Here is an 18,420-nt window from a genome sequence, read left to right as displayed (position 1 = left end):
ACAGCAGGTGCCAAAGACTTGACCGGATGTGCCAATGGTCAAAAGGCTGTTCACAAACATGTTAACGGCCTATAATCCGTGGCAGCGAACAGAAAATTTTAGACAGCGGATTTGAGACGTGGGCGTAGTTTCAGCGATTTACGCGCGTAAGCAGATTGAGCATGCGGTGGCTTTGCCCAACAAGGCGCCGCTGTATGAGATGGTTGGTCTGACGCCGGAGACGGCGCAGGATCCTGAGGTGATGGTGCCGATTGGGGCCTATCTTGATCTGATGGAAGCCGTGGCGGCCAGTGAATGGCCGGATGTGCAGTTTCACATGAAAACCAGTGCCAGCATGCGTTGTGACGAATTTGGCCTGTTTGGGCTGGCGTTCAAGACCGCGCCAACCATCCAGCAGGGGCTGCAGCGGGTCTGTCAATATGTGCGGCTGCACAATCAGGTGTCCGAGTTCACGGCAGAGCAGCAGGGTGACCGGTATATGTGGGCGATGAAAGGGCCGGATCCGGTGCGGCTGGGCCTGGCGCTCTCCCATGAGGCGGCATTGGCGACCACGTTGACGTTATGTCGGGAGGCCACGGGGCTGGAGCTCTATCCGCAACATGTGCAGTTCCGACACGCGCGGGACGGGTTGATTGGACCGGTGGTGGAACATTTTGGCCTGACGCCGGAGTTTGGCGCGGAAAGCGACGCGATGTTTTTCTGCGTCGATCAGGTGGCGCAACCGAGTGTGGTCGGGGATTCGGCGATCTGGGCCTATATGACCCAGCAGCTTGATCTGGCGATGAAAGAAGTGGTGGCGCAGGAGCAACCGCTGGAGGCGCAGGTGATTTCCGAGGTGGCCAAGCTGTTGAGTGGCGGGGTGCCGCAATTGTCAGAGGTCTCCGCGCGTATGGGTGTGGGGGAGCGCACGTTGCAGCGGCGTCTGTCCGAGCGGGGCAAGACGTTTCAGGCTTTGGTCGATGAGGCGCGCCAGAAGCTGGCGCACCAATTGGTGAGCGGGTCGCCCTATTCGCTGGTGGAGATTGCGTTTCTGACCGGGTTTTCCGAGCAGAGCGCGTTTTCGCGGGCGTTTAAGCGCTGGTCCGGGCAATCGCCGCGCGCCTTCCGCAAGGCGGCGCAGGGCGAGGTGCTGGGATTGCCGCAGACCTGAGTTAGGTCCCCGCGGGCGGTGGCAAGGTGACGCCGCAGTCGTAGCTTTGCTGGAGCAGCGCCTTGCGGCGCGGCTCTGAGCCGGTGGACCCATAGAGCAATTCCATGCGGCGCGGTGAGAAACCAAAGAAGCCAAAGGTGCCTTCTGTCCAGCAGGTGTCGAGCGCGGCGCGGTAGCCTTTGCTTTCCACCTCGTCCGAGCGGGCGCCCGCTGGGATCAGCAGCAGGCCGTTGCGGTTGCGTTGCAGGGATTTTTCATAGTCGTCGAGTTGGTCATAGGCCCAGCCCCAGCTCCAGACCCGATCGACCCAGCCTTTGGTCATGGAGGGCATGCCCCACCAGAACAATGGAAAGATCAGACAGATGGCGTCGGCGCGGGCAATGCGGTTTTGCTCATGCGTGACGTCGGCGGGCACGTTGGTTTTTCCATCGCTGTCGATGTCGGCCATGGACCAGAGCGGGTTGAAACCTTCGGCATGCAGATCCGCCAGTTCGGTGCTGTGCCCTGCGGCATCTGCTCCGGCCATGAAGTGTTGCGCGGCGGCATGGCTGAAGGAGTTGGGGTTGGGGTGATCGAGAACGGTGAGAACGTGCATTGGGGGCCTCTGGAAATGTGTTTGAGGCACTCTAAGCCCTCAAGGGGGCTTTAACTCAAGGGAAAGGTTTCGTCTTGTTTTAGTGGGTTATGATCTCTTTAGAGGCGTGGAGTTCGGCGGATCTGAGGAAAGTTGACCCAATGCCCCATTGCGGCGACAGTTGGGGTGTGTGTTGGGGTGTGCGGGTGCTTGAGATGAAAAACCACGTGATTGATGTTGTGCAAAAATTGGCGGCCCATGTGGAGCCGGTGGCGCGGTGGAAGGTGGCCACGGAGATTTCCGAAAATCTGGGATTTAGTCACATTCTGGTGGCGCAGGTGGATGCGGTGGATCGTGGGATTCAGTGGATCAACACCTCTATGAGTATGGACTGGATGGAGGAATATCTGTGTGAAGGGTATATGGACGTGGATCCGCTGCTTGAGGGGGTGTTCCAGTCCCGAGCTCCGGTGACACTTCAAACCGGGCAGATGACGCGGACGCAGGCGGAATCGCAAAAGGCCTATGCGCTCGACCATGGGATGAAGGCGGCGGGCATGGATGTGTTTGCCTGTTCGCGCTTTGGTAGCTCCGGCACTTTGGGCACTCATGTGTCGCTGGTGGGGCGCCATAGTCTGGAGCAGATGACGGGGGCGTGCCCGATTGATTTGGCGTTGTTCTCCGGCATTCTGGCGACGTCGATTTCCGCGCCAGTGCCGTCCCGTGCCAACGATCTGTTGGCACCCAAGCCCGAAGCGCTGACTGTGCGTCAGCGAGAGGTGCTTTCGCTTTTGGCGGAGGGCATGATGACGGCGCGGATTGCCGAGACATTGGGCATTTCAGAGGCGGCGGTGAACAAGCATTTTATTGCGGCGCGGCAGAAACTGGATGCGGCCACACGGGAGCAGGCTATGGCCAAGGCGCTGCTTCAGGGTTTGATCTCTTTGTGAACCTATCAAAATTTAGACCTGCGCAGGGCAGACGCCTGCTGTCATGCTCTTAGGAGCGTGAGTGGCAGATAGGCGGTGCTCAATTTTGGGGCACGTGGTTGCCGTAGACCTCTATTGGAGGTGGGTGATTTGCCATCGGAGCACTGTATATCGGCGAAGAGTGGCGCCGCATATGAAAAGGCCCGCGTGGTATGTCCTTCACGCGGGCCTATTTCATTTTGAAAATCTGATCGCGTTTACGCGTCTCGGCTGAGCCGTTCTTCGAGCACTTCAAAAGGCACGCCGGGCGTGTCTTTGGCGCCGCGGATCACCAGCGAGGTTTTTACGCTGGCCACATTGGGCGCCGAGGTCAGGTCTTCGGTCAGGAAGGTCTGGAAGGTGCTGAGGTCGGGGGCGACGCATTTCAGGATGAAATCCACCTCGCCGTTGAGCATGTGACACTCGCGGACCAGCGGCCAGTCGCGGCAGCGGTCCTCAAAGGCGGAGAGGTCTGCTTCGGCCTGGCTGACGAGGCCCACCATGGCAAAGACCTGCACTTCAAAGCCCAATTCGCGGCTGTCTACGTCGGCGTGGTAGCCGCGGATGTAGCCTGCGTCTTCCAGCGTGCGCACGCGGCGCAGGCAGGGAGGAGCGGAGATGCCGACTCGCTTAGCGAGCTCAACATTGGTCATGCGGCCGTCGGCCTGTAACTCTGCGAGGATTTTGCGATCGATAGGATCAAGCCGGTGTCCGGGCATGTATCTCGTCTCGTTGGTCAATTTTGCGGTTGTTATAGCATCAAAGGGCGCATGCGCAATTATATTTCGTGTTAGCGCAATATCCTTTTACGGTTTTCTGCCGACTGCTGATTTTTTGGACCACACGTTTTGGTTTTTGGTCTTGGGCTTTTCCTGACGTGTGCGGAGGGCTATATCGGCTACCGACTTAGATTTTGCAACGCGGAAAGGTGCCTTTCATGGCCGAGACAAAACACACCAAGGTTCTGATCATTGGGTCCGGGCCTGCGGGCTATACGGCGGGCGTTTATGCGAGTCGCGCGATGTTGGAGCCGGTGCTGGTGCAGGGCATTGAGCCGGGTGGGCAGCTGACCACCACAACCGAGGTGGAGAACTACCCGTCGTTTGTGGAAGTGCAGGGCCCGGAGCTGATGCAGAAGATGGAAGAGCACGCCCGCGCGATGGGCTGTGAGATCATCGGCGACATGATTGTGGACCTCGACCTGAGCGAGCGCCCGTTCAAGGCCAAGGGTGACAGCGGCACGCTGTACACCGCGGATGCGGTTATTCTGGCAACCGGTGCACGCGCCAAGTGGCTGGGTCTGGAGAGTGAAGAAGCGTTTAAGGGCTTTGGTGTGTCTGCCTGTGCGACCTGTGACGGGTTCTTCTATCGCGGTCAGGAGATTGTGGTTGTCGGTGGTGGTAACACTGCCGTTGAGGAAGCGCTGTTTTTGACCAACTTCGCCTCCAAAGTGACCTTGATCCACCGTCGCGATGAGCTGCGGGCGGAGAAGATTCTGCAGGACCGTCTGTTCAAGAACGAGAAGATCGAGACGCTGTGGTTCCACACGCTGGAAGAAGTGGTTGGCGACGACAATCCAAAAGGCGTGACCGGTGTGAAGGTGAAACACGTGGACACTGGCGAGATCAAAGAGATCCCAGCGGCGGGTGTGTTCATCGCGATTGGCCATGCGCCTGCGAGCGAGTTGGTGAAAGATCAGCTGGAGCTGCACAATGGCGGCTATGTGAAGGTTGAGGCGGGCACGTCTAAGACGTCCATTCCCGGTGTGTTTGCAGCGGGTGACTTGACTGACCATGTGTACCGTCAGGCTGTGACCTCTGCGGGCATGGGCTGTATGGCGGCGCTGGATGCGGAGCGGTTTATCGCTGAGAACGAGTAAGGTCTTGCGAAAGTGAGATTGAAGCGGGGTCGTGTTTGCGGCCCCGTTTTTTTGTTGGGCTGTGCGCAGATGCGCAGGGGGCTGCGCCTTGACCCATCGGGCGCTGTTGGTCAGTCTTTGCGGAAGGTATCGCGCGAAGGACATCGGACTTGAATAAGCTGTGGCAGGGCAATTGGCGCACCAAGGCGCGCATCGTTTCGGGGTTGATCCTGTTTTGTTATGTGCTGTGGCATTTCTTTAATGTGGGCCTTGGGCTGTTTTCGCTTGAGTTGATGCACGGTGGACAGGAGCTTCTGGAAGAGCTCACCGAAGGGCGGTTTGGCGGGCTGGTGCTCTATGGCGCGTTGCTGACCCATATGGGGTTGGCGCTCTACCGTTTGGCGCGGAAACGCACGCTGCGGATGCCTGCCTCGGAGGCGGGGCAGGTTCTGCTGGGGCTGCTGATCCCGCTGTTGTTGATGACCCATATTGTGCACACGCGGGTGGCAGAGAACCGGTTTGAGGTGGAGCCGGAAATGGGCTTCATTGCCGGTCTGATCTGGAATTCGCCCAGTGGATGGCAGCAGGCGGCGCTGTTGCTGGTGGTCTGGATTCACGCCTGTATTGGCCTGCATATGTGGCTGCGGGTGCTGCCCGGCTGGCGGCGGGTGCTGCCGGTGATGTTGTCGCTGGCGACACTGGTGCCGGCCTTTGCGCTGGCCGGGTTTCTGGTGCAGGGGCGGTTGCAGAATATGCGCCTGTTTGATCCGGAAGGCGGCGCGGCTTTGCGGGAAAGTTATGGTTTCCCGACCGCGGAGACCTTTGCCCGGTTGGCGGAGATCAACCGCAGTTTACTGGGTGTTTTTGTCGGGCTCGTGGTGCTGACCATGGCGGTGCATTTTGGGCGACGGGTGATTGGCGCGCGGCGGGCGGTGCGCATACGTTATGTCGATGGGCCGGAGATTTCCGGGCAGCCGGGCATGACGTTGCTGGAGATGTCGCGTGTGGCTGGCGTGCCGCATATGGCGCTGTGTGGTGGACGCGGGCGTTGCACCACTTGTCGGGTGATTGTGGAAGATGGGGCCGAGTTGCTGCATCCGCCGGAGAAAGCGGAGGCGGATAGTTTGGCGGCGGTCAATGCCCCTCCGAATGCGCGGTTGGCGTGTCAGTTGCGGCCCAAGGAGCCGGCGACGGTGTTGCGGGTGTTTCGCAGTGATGGGCAGCAGGCCCGGGCACATCAGAGCCTGGGGCAAGAGCGGCGGTTGGCGATCCTGTTTCTGGATATGCGGAGTTTCACCGCGCGCACCACGGGGCAGCTGCCCTATGATGTGGTGTTTCTGTTGAACCGGTTTTTTGACGCGATTGTGCCCTCGATCACCGGTGTGGGTGGTACGGTCGATAAGTATCTGGGCGATGGATTATTGGCGGTGTTTGAACTCGACAGCGAAGAGGCCTCGGCCGAGGCGGCGATTGAGGCGGCCGCGGGGATCAGTTCGGCGTTGCAGGTGTTTAATCAGACCCTGAAGGCGGAGAATGCGCAGCCGGTGGCGATTGGCATGGGGCTGCATCTGGGCGAGTTGGTGTTGGGGGAGATTGGCGCGGCCAATTTGGCGCCGCGCACCATCATTGGCGACACGGTGAATGCAGCCAGCCGCCTGGAGGGGCAGACCAAGGCGCTGGGCGTGGAGGTGCTGGTGTCCGAAGCTGTATTGGCGGCGGCGGGGCATGATCCGGATGCGCATCGCCTTGAGATGTTGGAGCTGCGCGGTGTGGCGCAGCCGGTGCGGGCTTTGGCGCTGAAGCGGGCGGCGGCCTTGCCTGCGGTGCTGTCCAAGCAGGCCGAAACGGTGTGAGGTCACGCTGCGTTGCAGCATTGCAACGGCAGCATGTTTGCTATGCAAAAGCCAAATAAGGCTTTGAGATTTTGCCAAACCGCCCTATGTGTTCACGCGTGAACACACTTTGAGTCGTTTGTTAATGTCATTTCAGACCGCCAAACCCACATCAGATGAGGAAGACGTGCTCTTCCGCCTTCTGCGCCAGCTTGATCAGGCGCCAGAAGCATCACAGCGCGCCACTGCGGCGGCGGTGGGAATTTCTTTGGGGCGTCTGAATGCACAACTGCGCGCTGCGGCAGAAGCCGGGCTGATTACCATTAGTGATCGCGCGGGCCCGGACAAACGACAGAGGTTTGCCTATTCGCTCACCGCGCGTGGTGCAGCGGAGAAAGTGCGGCTCACAGATCAATTTCTCGCCCGCAAGCTCTCAGAATATGAGGCGCTCCATGCGGAATTGACAGGCTCGGCAAGCGGCCTGGTCCCTATCAAACACAGGACACATCCAATGCAAAACAACCTGGCTCCTATTCCTGAGCTCTATGTTTCCTACGAAAGCGCTCAAAAGCTGAAAATCGAAGCGGCTGATCTGGTCAGCTGGGATCTGACCCCACGCCAGATCTGCGATCTGGAACTGCTGATGAACGGTGGCTTCAACCCGCTCAAAGGCTTCCTGACCGAAGAAGACTACAATGGCGTTGTTGAAAACATGCGTCTGGCGGATGGCTCCCTGTGGCCGATGCCGATTAACCTGGATGTGTCCGAGGAATTTGCCGCGGGTCTGGAAGAAGGTCAGGACATTGCGCTGCGCGATCAGGAAGGCGTGATCCTCGCCACCATGACCGTGACCGACAACTGGGTGCCTAACAAAGCCGTTGAAGCCGAAAAAGTGTTTGGTGCGGATGACGATGCGCACCCGGCGGTGAACTACCTGCACAACCACGCCGGCAAAGTCTACCTCGGTGGTCCGGTGACCGGCATTCAACAGCCTGTGCACTATGATTTCCGCGCCCGTCGCGACACGCCAAACGAGCTGCGCGCCTACTTCCGCAAAATGGGCTGGCGCAAAGTGGTAGCGTTCCAGACACGGAACCCGCTGCACCGTGCGCACCAGGAGCTGACCTTCCGCGCCGCGAAAGAGGCACAGGCCAACCTGCTGATCCACCCTGTGGTGGGAATGACCAAGCCGGGCGACGTGGATCACTTCACCCGCGTGCGTTGCTATGAGGCGGTTCTGGACAAATACCCAGCTTCCACCACCTCCATGTCTCTGCTGAACCTGGCGATGCGTATGGCAGGCCCACGTGAGGCGGTTTGGCACGGTCTGATCCGCGCCAACCACGGCTGTACCCACTTCATCGTTGGTCGTGACCACGCTGGCCCCGGCAAGAACTCTGCAGGCGAAGACTTCTACGGCCCCTATGATGCGCAGGACCTGTTCCGTGCACACGAAGAAGAAATCGGCATCGAAATGGTCGACTTCAAACACATGGTGTGGGTGCAGGAGCGCGCGCAGTATGAGCCAATGGATGAAATTCAGGACAAAGACGATGTCACAATCCTGAACATCTCCGGCACCGAGCTGCGTCGTCGTCTGGCTGAAGGTCTGGAAATTCCTGAGTGGTTCTCCTTCCCTGAAGTTGTGAAAGAGTTGCGCAAGACCAAGCCGCCACGTGCACAGCAAGGTTTCACCGTGTTCTTCACCGGCTTCTCCGGTTCGGGCAAATCCACCATTGCAAACGCTTTGATGGTCAAGCTGATGGAAATGGGTGGTCGTCCGGTAACCCTTCTGGATGGCGACATCGTGCGGAAAAACCTCAGCTCCGAGTTGGGCTTCTCCAAAGAGCACCGTGATCTGAACATCCGCCGGATCGGCTATGTGGCGTCTGAAATCACCAAAAACGGTGGTATCGCAATCTGTGCGCCAATCGCGCCATATGCCACCACCCGTCGTGCGGTTCGCGAGGACATCGAGCAATTTGGTGCCTTTGTTGAAGTGCACGTGGCGACCTCGATTGAGGAATGTGAACGCCGTGACCGCAAAGGCCTCTACAAGCTGGCGCGTGAAGGCAAGATCAAAGAGTTCACTGGTATCTCCGACCCATATGACGTGCCAGTGAACCCTGAGTTGAGCGTGGAAACCGAAGGTGCCGACGTGGACAACTGCGCCCACCAGGTGATTCTGAAGCTGGAAAGCCTCGGCCTGATCTCCGGCTAAGCCGTCTGGCATGCGAAATTAAAAAAGGCGCGGGAAGTCCCGCGCCTTTTTTGTGAGTGGTGGTCGGTCTTAGCCTTCCGGGATCAGCACTTTGTCGATCACGTGGATCACACCGTTGGAGGCGCCGATATCTGCGGACACCACTTTGGCGCCGTTGACTTTGACGCCATTGCGGGCGTTCACGTTGAGTTTCTCGCCCTCAACCGTCGCCACGGTGGCTTTCTTGCCCGCGATGTCGCCGGACATCACTTTGGCAGGCACCACGTGGTAGGTCAGAATAGACACCAGTTTGTCTTTGTTTTCTGGCTTAAGAAGCTCCTCAACGGTGCCCGCTGGCAATGCGGCAAAGGCTTCGTCGGTTGGGGCAAACACGGTGAAAGGGCCATCACCTTTCAGGGTGTCCACGAGGCCCGCGGCCTGAACGGCGGCAACCAGAGTGGTGAAACTTCCTGCACCAACGGCGGTGTCGACGATGTCTTTTTTGCCGTGGCCATCCGCCATGGCGAAGGTGGCGGTTGTGACGGCCATGGCTGCGCCCATAACGGATGCGATGAAGGTGCGTCTGAACATGTGATTTCCTCTCCAATGTTGATGCAAAGGCTACGCAGAGGAGGGATCAAATGGATCAGAGGATTTGTGCAAAAGGATAGGTCGAGGCGCGTAGGGCGTTGAAATAAAACGGCAAACGTTTTTGTGAGAACAGCGTGATCGAGGTGGGGTGGCCCTTGGCACGCCCCGTGCGGCGCGCCAAGGGCGGTTCTGCGGAACTTAGTTACTGCGCGTGGCCGCGTGGGCGACGTCCAGAATGTGGTGGCCCATTGGGGCGATCAGATCGGCCTTTTGAGGCCCATCCGGCGCGCGGTAGATTTCTTTGTCGTGTTTGATGGTGACCTGCACTTTGATCTCGGCGAGGGTTTCCGGATCCACTGCTGTGGGGTCGTCTGACAGGATCACAAAATCCGCCACTTTGCCCACTTCGATGCTGCCTTTCCCGTCTTCTTCAAAGTGTTGATAGGCAGGCCACAGCGTCATGGCCTTGAGCGCGGTCATCACGTCGACGCGGTGCTGGGGGCCAAGAATGTCCCCGGAGCGGCTGCGGCGCGTCACGGTGGCCGAGAGCACCCGCATGCTGTCCGGGAAGGCGACCGGTGCGTCGTGGTGGGTGCCAAACATCATGCCGCGTTCGCGGACCCAGCCGGTGGGGGAGATGTTGTCTGCGTTGATTGGGCCAACCGTGTGGTCGCGGTGCCAATCGCCCCAGTAGAATGTGTGCATCGGGAAGAGCGACGGGAAGACGTTGAGGTCGCGCATCTCCGCCACCTGATCTTCGCGCAGGAACTGGCCGTGAATTAGGACGGGGCGGCGATCTGCCAGGCCGTGTTTGGCTTCGGCGGCTTTGATGGCGGCGAGCAGCATGTCGGAGGCGCCCTCGCCATTGGAGTGCGTCAAGATCTGGATGTTGTTTTCAAATGCCCATGCGATGGCGTCGTTGACTTGGTCTTCGCTGGCGGCAGCATAGCCTTTGTAGCCGGGCGGATAGGTGCCAACCGGATCATAGTAAGGGCGGTCACGCAGGGCGGTGAAACCTTGTGGCGAGCCGTCGATGGTGAGTTTGGCCCCGGCGATGCGTACTCCGTTTTTATAGGTGTCGGATTGGTTGGCGAGGATGTAATCGCGGTCCACCAACACATCGGGATAGACGGCGAGGTCTACGGGGAGCTCTCCGGCTGCGGCCACAGCGCGGGCGATTTCGGCCACTTGCGGTGTGGCGCGGCCTTCCTGCGCAGTGGTGTAGCCAAAGCTGGCCCAGAGTTGCGTGCCGGCGCGTGCGAAAGCTTTGAAGCCGTCCTCGCCAATGCTGCCCATGAGTTTGCCAAGCACGAGGAAGAAGGCGTTTTCTTCCAGCACGCCGTTGGGGGTGCCGTCCTCGGCATAGCGGATCACGCCTCCCGGCGGGACGGGCGTTTCGCGAGTGATGTCGGCAGCGGCCAGCGCGGCGGAGTTGGCAGCGCCGAAGTGGCCGGACTGATGCACGATGATGATCGGCACATCTTTGGATACTGCATCTAGGTCGTCTTTGGTCGGATGGCGCAGCTCGGCCAGTTGCGATTGGTCATAGCCAAAGCCAACAATCAGGTTGGAGGCCTCAATGGCGGCTTGGTTGTCTGCGATCCAGGCACGCAGTGTGTCTTGCAGGGAGGCGATGTCCTGCACCTCGCCATCCGGTGGGGCAAGCAGGTTGGCGGAGAGCGCTTGCAGACCGCCCATGACAGCGTGGCCGTGGCTGTCGACAAAGCCGGGCAACATGGCGCGGCCGTTCAGATCAAAGACGGTGGTGGTCTCGCCTTGATGGGCGAGCATGTCTGCCTGCGTGCCCACGGCGAGAATGTGGCCGTCTTTTACCGCCACGGCTTCTGCGCGGGGGGCGGCGTCGTTGATGGTGAGGATCGGGCCGCCGGAATAGATTGTGTCGGCGATCTCCTGCGCCAGAAGAGGTGCGGAGAGGAAGGTGGAAAGGGCAAGTCCGCCAAGCGTGGCTGTCAAACGAGTCATCACAAAGTCCTTTTGGGGTATGGGATAACTGTGAGTGCAAGCGGTGGTTGCTGTCAAATGGCGGTTCTATAATCCACTGACATAAGAAAAGGCCCGCCGAATTGGCGGGCCTTCGTAGATGATCTTTGATAGATCAGCTTAGTTTGGGATCTCGGCGGTGATGCCTTCCAAGTAGAAGTTCATACCGGCCAGACCGTCGTCACCGTAGTCCTGTGCGGTTTCACCTTCTGCCAGCCATGGGGTGCCGTCCTGCTTGTTCAGCGGGCCGGTGAAGGCGTGGTAGGAGCCGTCTGCCAGCGCATCAACCAGAGCCAGTGCTTCGGCTTTTACGTCTGCTGGAACCGCGTCGGAGATTTCACCGATGCCAACCATGCCCGCGCCGATGCCGTCCCAGGTGGATACGGATTCCCAGGAACCGTCCATCACAGCCTGGGTACGCGCGATGTAGTAAGGCGCCCAGTCATCGATGATGGAGGACACGCGTGGGAATGGAGCGTATTCGCCCATGTCAGACGCCTGACCAAAGGTCACAACGTTGCCAGCTGCCTGCGCGGCGGCCTGTGGTGCGGTGGAGTCGGTGTGCTGCAGGATCACGTCGGCGCCTTGCTCAATCAGAGCTTTGGCGGCGTCGGCTTCTTTGGCAGGATCAAACCAGGTGTAGGCCCAGATGATGGAGAACTCGACGTCTGGGTTTACCTTCTTGGCGTGGATATAGGCGGAGTTGATGCCGCGGATCACTTCTGGGATCGGGAAGGAGGCGATGTAACCAATTTTGTTGGTTTTGGTCATCTTGCCTGCGATGTGGCCCTGAACCGCGCGGCCTTCGTAGAAGCGTGCGGAGTAAACGGACACGTTGTCGGCCTGCTTGTAGCCGGTGGCGTGCTCAAACTTCACTTTTGGGAATTTTTTGGCAACGTTGATGGTTGGGTCCATGTAGCCAAAAGAGGTGGTGAAGATCAGGTCCGCACCCTGCAGCGCCATCTGGGTGATCACACGCTCGGCGTCGGCACCTTCTGGTACGCTTTCAACAAAGGTGGTTTCGACCTTGTCGCCAAAGTGCTCTTCCACGGCCAGACGGCCTTTGTTGTGCTCATAGGTCCAGCCGCCGTCGCCCACTGGGCCAACGTAGATAAAACCTACTTTGGTGGTGTCGGCCATGGCGGTGGTCGCCAGACCCAGCGCGACAGCGGCGCTTGTCAAAAGTTTGGTGAATTTCATTTCGGGTAATCCCCCTGTTGGTGGCAGTTTTTTGTTTAAGTACCTCATTGAGAGGCGTGGAATGTGCGGCCAAGTGATGCGGGTGCGCCGCTTTTGTCAGCCGACATGATGACCAGAACGAGGATGGTTATCAGATACGGTGACATTGCCAAGTATTCCACCGGAATGGCAATACCCGCTGCCTGCAGATTGAGCTGCAAAACGTTAATCCCGCCAAAAAGATAGGCACCCAGCAGAACACGCCACGGCTTCCAAGAAGCGAAGACCACAAGGGCCAAAGCGATCCAGCCGACACCGGCGGTCATGCCCTCGGTCCATTGGGGCACGCGGATGAGCGAAATATAGGCACCGCCCAGACCGGCGCAGGCGCCGCCAAACATGATGGCGAGGATGCGCACGCGGATGACGTTGTAGCCAAGCGCGTGGGCCGCATCATGGCTTTCCCCAACCGCGCGCAGGATCAGACCGCCGCGGGATTTCTTGAGGAACCAGTAGACCGCCGCTGTGAGCGCGAGGCCAATGTAAAGCACGGGGTCGTGGCTGAACAGAATTGTGCCCACCACCGGAAGGTCGGACAACACAGGGATGTCGAGCGTGGCCATTGCGGGGGGTTTGATGCCCACATAAGACTGCCCCATGAGGGCCGAGAGGCCGAGGCCAAAGAGCGTGAGCGCCAGACCAGAGGCCACCTGATTAGCCAGTGCAAACTGGGTCAGGAAGGCAAACAGCAGGGAAAGCACGGCGCCGGCGATCATGGCGGCTACCAGTCCCAACAAGGGAGAGGTGGTTTCTACCGCGATGGCAAAACCTGCGATGGCGCCAATGATCATCATGCCCTCGACGCCGAGGTTCAGAACGCCTGCGCGTTCGACAACCAGTTCCCCAATGGCGGCGAGAAGGAGCGGGGTGGCTGCGACCATCAGAGAGGCGATCAGCAGGACGGGATTGATTGCGGAAAGGTCCATTATGCGGCTCCCTTGGTTTTAAGCACCACGCGGTAGTTGGTCAGCAGGTCCAGTGCGAGCAGGAAGAACAACAACATGCCCTGGAACACCTGAATGGCAGCCGACGGCAGGCCGAGGTTGCCTTGCGCCAGGTCGCCGCCCACGTAGGTCAGCGCCATCAGCAGGGCCGCGAGCAGGATGCCAACCGGGTGCAGGCGGCCGAGGAAGGCCACGATGATCGCGGTGAAGCCGTAGCCGGACGCGAAGTCGATGTTGATCTGCCCCGAGGGGCCGGTGACTTCAAACAGACCTGCGAGGCCTGCCAATGCGCCGGAGGTGCCGAGGCAGAACAGGATCAGACGGGTGGGGTTCACACCTGCGAACCGCGCGGCGCGTGGGGCTTCGCCGGTGAGGCGGATGTTGAAGCCCAGAATGTGGCGGTTGAGCAGGATGTAGGAGAAGATCACCGCGATGAAGGCAAAAGCCATACCCCAGTGCAGGCCAGCGGCCTCGTTGATCCAGCTGTTGGCGGCGGGGTAGTCGGAGAAGTTGCGCGAGCCGGGGAAACCCATGCCTTCGGGGTTGCGCAACAGGCCCAGCGACATGGACGCCAAGAGTTGATCGGCCACATAGACCAGCATCAGTGACACAAGGATTTCGTTGGTGCCGAAGCGGACCTTCAGAAGCGCGGGGATCATGCCCCAGGCCCAGCCACCAAGGGCACCGGCCACAATCATCAGCGGGAAAATCAGGCGGGTTTCGGTAGGGTAGAAGGCCAGGCCCACGGCTGCGCCACAGATGGCGCCCATGATGTATTGGCCCTCGGCGCCAATGTTCCAGATGCCGGCCTTAAAGCCCAATGACAGGCCAATGGCGATCAGCACCAGCGGTGCGGCTTTCACCAACAACTGCGGGCGGTAGTAGAAGGCAAACTCGCCCAGCACCGGATCCCAGAAGATGGTGCGGATGGCCTCAAACGGGTTTTTGCCCAGCACGGAAAACAGCAGGCCGCCCATGATCATGGTGATGGCGACAGCGATCAGCGGTGTGGCGAGCGACAGGGCGCGCGACGGGGTGGGGCGTTTTTCCAGCGCGATCATGCGCTTGCTCCTTCTTGTTCTTCATCGCCCACATGGGCAACTTCCATGCCATGGGCACCGCCCATCATCAGGCCAATTTCATCAATCGAGAGACCGGCGGCGGGGCGGATGTCGGACATGCGACCTTCGTTCAGCGCGCCAAATCGGTCGGAGATTTCCATAAGTTCATCAAGATCTTGCGAGATCACCACAATCGCGGCGCCCCCTGCGGCCAAGTCTAGTAGGGCCTGCCGGATCGAGGCGGCTGCGGCGGCGTCCACGCCCCATGTTGGTTGGTTCACCACCAACACTTCCGGGCGTTGCAGCACTTCGCGGCCGATCACAAATTTCTGCAGGTTGCCCCCAGAAAGCGCACGAGCCGCCACGTGGTTGCCGGGGGTGCGCACGTCAAACTCTTTGATGATGGTGTCGGCAAAGTCTGTGGTCTTGGACCAGTTTACAAAGCCATTGCTGGTCAGCCCTTCGCGGATGGCACCAGTGAGCAGGGCGTTTTCGGTCAGGCTCAGGTCCGGCGCGGCGGCATGGCCGAGGCGTTCTTCTGGGGCGGCCAGAATGCCGAGTTCGCGCCGCGCATTGGGGCCGAGGTTGGCCACGTCTTTGCCGTTGACTTTGATCGAGTCTGGCCAGGTCAGGGACTCGCCAGACAGCGCGGCCAAAAGCTCGTCCTGACCGTTGCCCGCCACGCCGCCGATGCCGAGGATCTCGCCTGCGCGCACAGTGAAGTGGATGTTTTTGAGTGTGGTGCCAAACGGATTGGTGGGCTCCAGTGTTAGGCCGGAGACGTCCAGCACAACCTCGCCCGCTTTCTCGGTGGTGCGGGTGGGGGTTTGCAGGGTGTCGCCGACCATCATTTCCGCCATGTCGCGGGCAGAGGTCTCGGCAGGCACACATTCGCCGACGTTTTTGCCAAGGCGCAGAATGGTGGCGTGGTCACAGAGCGCGCGGATTTCTTCGAGCTTGTGGGAGATATAGAGGATCGAGGTGCCCTCGGCCTTCAGCTTGTTCAGCGTCTGGAACAGGATGTCGACCTCCTGTGGGGTCAGCACCGAGGTCGGCTCGTCCATGATCAGCAGTTTGGGGTCTTGCAGCAGGCAGCGGATGATTTCCACACGCTGGCGTTCCCCGGCAGAAAGATCACCCACGGTGCGGTTGGGGTCCAGCGGCAGGCCATAGGTTTCCGACACCCGGCGGATGCGGCGGGCGAGGTCGCGCATGGCCGGTGGGTTCTCCATGCCAAGCGCCACGTTTTCCGCAACAGACAGAGCGTCAAACAGCGAGAAGTGCTGAAACACCATCGCCACGCCAGAGGCGCGGGCGGCTTTGGGTTCGGCGGGCGCAAAGGGCTGGCCGTTCCAGGTCATGGTGCCGCTGTCAGGCTTCACCAGACCGTAGATCATTTTCACCAGCGTGGATTTTCCGGCACCGTTTTCGCCAAGCAGGGCGTGCACCTCGTTGGTGCCGATGTCAAAGGAGACATCGTCGTTGGCCACCACGCCGGGGTAGGTCTTGGTCAACCCCCTGATGGAGAGTAGTGGTGTGCTCATATCTGTCCCCCTGGCTGCGGGAATTGCGCATGAAAAAAGGCAAAACCGCTGAATTTCTTACGCATTCACCCTAAAAACTGGCCTGCCGTTCTTGCAAGATAAACTTCAGCAGCGGCCGTCACACAGGGGACCAACAGCCTGCGCGGGCTTTGTTGGCTGCGCTCCATATCCTTGGTTTTTAAGGGTTAGGCCAGAGTATTTTCAATGTTTCATAGAAAGAGTTGCAGGGCTGACGCCCAAGCAAGTGCCTAAGTTTTGCGCTGGATTTTCCGTATCCGTAGGGGGTGCCGCTAGGCTTGGAGAGAATCTGGGAGTCGTTTTTACTTGGTTTGACGCGGTTTTGCGCTACCGTGGAGCGATAAGACCCCACATTCAATTCCCTTTCCGTCGCGCCATTTCGTATCAGGCGTGTCAGCATTCTATTTTTTGGAGGTGTCCTATGGCTCAGGCCTTGTCCGTGATTTACCAGACCACATCCCCCCGCGCGCTGTTGTGTGCTGCCGCTTTGGGCGCGGCGACGCTCTTGCTCGCGACAGAGGGGAAGACGCAGGTTGTACCCTCCGAAGAGGCGGCGGAGAGCGGTTTTGCCGATGCGCCGTATTCGCCCTATGCCAACCGGTCGTTCCCGACTTTCCCATTGTGGGGCGAGACCCATTTGCACACCGGCCTGTCGCTGGATGCGGGCGCGTTTGGCAATATTCTGGGACCGGATGATGCCTGGCGGTTTGCCAAAGGGGAGCAGGTGGTGTCCTCCACAGGGCAGCCGGTGAAGCTGAGCCGACCGCTGGATTGGATGGTGTTGACCGATCACACCGACCTGATGGGGTTTGCGCCGGATTTGCAGGCGGGCAAGCCAGGGGTTTTGGCAGACCCCAAAGGGCGCGAATGGTATGAGGGCTACAAGAAAGGTGGGGCTGAGGCCGGGAAGACGGCGTTTGATTTGATCACCAACTTCTCGCAGATGACGCTGCCGGAGTTGCTGGTGGAGAGTTACAGCCCTGGCGCGGATCCCTTTGCCTTTACCTGGGAAAAGATTGTGAATGCGGCGGAGGATCACAATGATCCCGGGCGGTTCACCGCGTTTATCGGCTTTGAATGGACCTCTGTGCCCAAGGGCTTCAACCTGCACCGCAACGTGATGCTGCGCGATGGGCCAACGCGGGCGTTGCAAGTGGTGCCACCAGTGACACAGCCGCCGTATGGCGATACTGATCCCTATCACCTTTGGAATTGGCTGGAAGAGTATCAGGCGAAAACCGGCGGGCGGGCGGTGGCCTTTGCCCACAACGGCAACCTGTCCAATGGTTGGATGTTCCCGACGGAAGACACCTATCACGGGGGCAAGGTGGATGAGGAATATGTGCAGCTGCGCGCCAAGTGGGAGCCGCATTATGAGGTTACCCAGATCAAGGGTGACGGCGAGGCGCATCCGTTCCTGAGCCCGGATGACGAATTTGCGGACTATGAGAACTGGGATGCAGGCAACCTCGATCTGACCGAGCTCAAGACCGAGGACATGCTGGCGGGGGAATATGCCCGCGAGGCGCTGAAACTTGGTTTGGCGCTGGAGAAGAAATTTGGCGTGAACCCGTATAAATTTGGTTTGGGTGGCGCAACCGACAGCCACACGGCGCTGGCCACCGCCGAAGAGGACAATTTCTTTTCCAAATCGGTGAGCGTGGAGCCGTCGCCGACTCGGATCGAGCATCCGTTTATTGCCAGCGATCTTGGGCGCATTGAGGGGCACCAGTTGGTTGCCTCTGGCTATACTGCGGTTTGGGCGACCGAGAACACCCGGTCAGCGATCTTTGATGCCTTCAAGCGCAAGGAGACCTATGCGACCACCGGTCCGCGTATGGGCCTGCGGTTCTTTGGCGGCTGGGAATTCACGGATGATGACCTGCGCACCCGCAATCCCGCTGTGGTCGGCTACTCCAAAGGCGTGCCGATGGGCGGTGACCTGCGCCCCAACGAAGGTGATAGCGCGCCAAGCTTCCTGCTCGCGGCACTGCGCGATCCGATTGGGGCCAATCTGGACCGGATGCAGGTGATCAAAGGCTGGATGGATGCCGAAGGGAAACTACACGAGAAGGTCTATGACGTGGCCTGGTCGGACGGGCGCGAGATGGACGCCAATGGCAAGGTGCCAGCGGTGGGCAACACCGTGGATATCGAGACCGCGAGTTGGTCCAACACCATTGGCGCGTCTGAGTTGACCTCGGTGTGGAGTGATCCGGATTTCGATCCGGCGGAACCGGCGTTTTACTATGTGCGGGTGCTGGAAATCCCGACCCCGCGCTGGGTGGTCTATGACAAGCTCCGCTATGGCATTGAGCTGCCAGCAGAGGCGCAGCTGATCCATCAGGAGCGGGCGTATTCCTCACCGATCTGGTACACACCACCCAAGGGGTAATCTCTGTTCAATCCAGGTAACAGGGCGCCAATGATGGCGCCCTTT

Annotated in this window: 14 protein-coding genes; 6 read left to right on the top strand and 8 right to left on the bottom strand. The window is 59.7% G+C overall.

Going from position 1 to position 18,420, the window contains the following annotated elements:
* Window positions 1–118: 118 nt before the first annotated feature.
* Window positions 119–1,150, top strand: coding sequence for an AraC family transcriptional regulator ligand-binding domain-containing protein (locus SIB92_RS12990; protein ID WP_412552445.1), 1,032 nt, complete (start codon window positions 119–121; stop codon window positions 1,148–1,150).
* A 1-nt stretch (window position 1,151) separates the two neighbouring features.
* On the opposite strand, the gene SIB92_RS12985 is transcribed toward SIB92_RS12990, so the two are convergent.
* Entirely contained in the window at window positions 1,152–1,745 is a 594-nt protein-coding gene (locus SIB92_RS12985; protein WP_412552444.1) for an NAD(P)H-dependent oxidoreductase, read from the bottom strand.
* Window positions 1,746–1,885: 140 nt separating this feature from the next.
* On the opposite strand from SIB92_RS12985, the gene SIB92_RS12980 reads away from it, so the two are divergent.
* Complete coding sequence (locus SIB92_RS12980) at window positions 1,886–2,674, top strand: LuxR C-terminal-related transcriptional regulator (protein WP_412552443.1); 789 nt, start codon at window positions 1,886–1,888, stop codon at window positions 2,672–2,674.
* 236 nt (window positions 2,675–2,910) lie between these two features.
* Here SIB92_RS12980 and SIB92_RS12975 read toward each other — a convergent pair whose 3' ends face one another.
* Entirely contained in the window at window positions 2,911–3,411 is a 501-nt protein-coding gene (locus SIB92_RS12975; protein ID WP_294116827.1) for an Lrp/AsnC family transcriptional regulator, read from the bottom strand.
* Between the two features lie 218 nt (window positions 3,412–3,629).
* Here SIB92_RS12975 and trxB point away from each other — a divergent pair, with 218 nt between their 5' ends.
* The 3 genes from trxB to SIB92_RS12960 all read left to right on the top strand — a co-directional run bounded on the left by trxB (window position 3,630) and on the right by SIB92_RS12960 (window position 8,603).
* Window positions 3,630–4,571 carry a thioredoxin-disulfide reductase gene (gene trxB / locus SIB92_RS12970; protein WP_412552442.1) on the top strand — a complete coding sequence of 314 codons (942 nt, stop codon included), beginning with the start codon at window positions 3,630–3,632 and terminating at the stop codon, window positions 4,569–4,571.
* A 149-nt stretch (window positions 4,572–4,720) separates the two neighbouring features.
* Window positions 4,721–6,403, top strand: coding sequence for an adenylate/guanylate cyclase domain-containing protein (locus tag SIB92_RS12965; RefSeq protein WP_412552441.1), 1,683 nt, complete (start codon window positions 4,721–4,723; stop codon window positions 6,401–6,403).
* Window positions 6,404–6,527: 124 nt separating this feature from the next.
* Entirely contained in the window at window positions 6,528–8,603 is a 2,076-nt protein-coding gene (locus SIB92_RS12960) for a bifunctional sulfate adenylyltransferase/adenylylsulfate kinase (protein ID WP_412552440.1), read from the top strand.
* A 69-nt stretch (window positions 8,604–8,672) separates the two neighbouring features.
* On the opposite strand, the gene SIB92_RS12955 is transcribed toward SIB92_RS12960, so the two are convergent.
* The 6 genes from SIB92_RS12955 to SIB92_RS12930 form a co-directional block, all read right to left on the bottom strand.
* Window positions 8,673–9,173, bottom strand: coding sequence for a fasciclin domain-containing protein (locus tag SIB92_RS12955; RefSeq protein ID WP_412552439.1), 501 nt, complete (start codon window positions 9,171–9,173; stop codon window positions 8,673–8,675).
* A 198-nt stretch (window positions 9,174–9,371) separates the two neighbouring features.
* Complete coding sequence (locus SIB92_RS12950) at window positions 9,372–11,156, bottom strand: amidohydrolase (protein WP_412552438.1); 1,785 nt, start codon at window positions 11,154–11,156, stop codon at window positions 9,372–9,374.
* 138 nt (window positions 11,157–11,294) lie between these two features.
* Window positions 11,295–12,374, bottom strand: coding sequence for a BMP family ABC transporter substrate-binding protein (locus tag SIB92_RS12945; RefSeq protein WP_412552437.1), 1,080 nt, complete (start codon window positions 12,372–12,374; stop codon window positions 11,295–11,297).
* 44 nt (window positions 12,375–12,418) lie between these two features.
* The gene (locus SIB92_RS12940; RefSeq protein ID WP_412552436.1) at window positions 12,419–13,339 is read right to left on the bottom strand and encodes an ABC transporter permease; all 921 of its coding nucleotides are present in this window, start codon (window positions 13,337–13,339) and stop codon (window positions 12,419–12,421) included.
* Window positions 13,339–14,418 (bottom strand): ABC transporter permease, encoded by a 1,080-nt coding sequence (locus tag SIB92_RS12935; protein WP_412552435.1) that lies wholly within the window; start codon window positions 14,416–14,418, stop codon window positions 13,339–13,341. The genes SIB92_RS12940 and SIB92_RS12935 overlap by 1 nt, the downstream gene beginning before the upstream one ends.
* Window positions 14,415–15,962, bottom strand: a complete 1,548-nt coding sequence (locus tag SIB92_RS12930; protein ID WP_412552434.1) for an ABC transporter ATP-binding protein — start codon at window positions 15,960–15,962, stop codon at window positions 14,415–14,417. Before SIB92_RS12930 ends, SIB92_RS12935 begins: the two co-directional genes overlap by 4 nt.
* A 439-nt stretch (window positions 15,963–16,401) precedes the next feature.
* On the opposite strand from SIB92_RS12930, the gene SIB92_RS12925 reads away from it, so the two are divergent.
* The gene (locus tag SIB92_RS12925) at window positions 16,402–18,375 is read left to right on the top strand and encodes a DUF3604 domain-containing protein (protein ID WP_412552433.1); all 1,974 of its coding nucleotides are present in this window, start codon (window positions 16,402–16,404) and stop codon (window positions 18,373–18,375) included.
* Window positions 18,376–18,420: the final 45 nt, after the last annotated feature.

The sequence above is a fragment of the Shimia sp. MIT1388 genome (assembly GCF_047124445.1).
GTDB lineage: Bacteria > Pseudomonadota > Alphaproteobacteria > Rhodobacterales > Rhodobacteraceae > Shimia.
The sequence above is the reverse complement of the archived record's forward strand: the minus strand, read 5'-3'. Positions and strand labels throughout refer to the sequence as shown.

Excerpts from the sequence above, each read along its gene's own strand:
- SIB92_RS12985 (WP_412552444.1), bottom strand. The coding sequence starts at position 1,745 with ATGCACGTTCTCACCGTTCTCGATCACCCCAACCCCAACTCCTTCAGC.
- SIB92_RS12980 (WP_412552443.1), top strand. The coding sequence starts at position 1,886 with ATGCCCCATTGCGGCGACAGTTGGGGTGTGTGTTGGGGTGTGCGGGTG.
- SIB92_RS12975 (WP_294116827.1), bottom strand. The coding sequence starts at position 3,411 with ATGCCCGGACACCGGCTTGATCCTATCGATCGCAAAATCCTCGCAGAG.
- trxB (WP_412552442.1), top strand. The coding sequence starts at position 3,630 with ATGGCCGAGACAAAACACACCAAGGTTCTGATCATTGGGTCCGGGCCT.
- SIB92_RS12960 (WP_412552440.1), top strand. The coding sequence starts at position 6,528 with ATGTCATTTCAGACCGCCAAACCCACATCAGATGAGGAAGACGTGCTC.
- SIB92_RS12955 (WP_412552439.1), bottom strand. The coding sequence starts at position 9,173 with ATGTTCAGACGCACCTTCATCGCATCCGTTATGGGCGCAGCCATGGCC.
- SIB92_RS12950 (WP_412552438.1), bottom strand. The coding sequence starts at position 11,156 with ATGACTCGTTTGACAGCCACGCTTGGCGGACTTGCCCTTTCCACCTTC.
- SIB92_RS12945 (WP_412552437.1), bottom strand. The coding sequence starts at position 12,374 with ATGAAATTCACCAAACTTTTGACAAGCGCCGCTGTCGCGCTGGGTCTG.
- SIB92_RS12940 (WP_412552436.1), bottom strand. The coding sequence starts at position 13,339 with ATGGACCTTTCCGCAATCAATCCCGTCCTGCTGATCGCCTCTCTGATG.
- SIB92_RS12935 (WP_412552435.1), bottom strand. The coding sequence starts at position 14,418 with ATGATCGCGCTGGAAAAACGCCCCACCCCGTCGCGCGCCCTGTCGCTC.
- SIB92_RS12930 (WP_412552434.1), bottom strand. The coding sequence starts at position 15,962 with ATGAGCACACCACTACTCTCCATCAGGGGGTTGACCAAGACCTACCCC.
- SIB92_RS12925 (WP_412552433.1), top strand. The coding sequence starts at position 16,402 with ATGGCTCAGGCCTTGTCCGTGATTTACCAGACCACATCCCCCCGCGCG.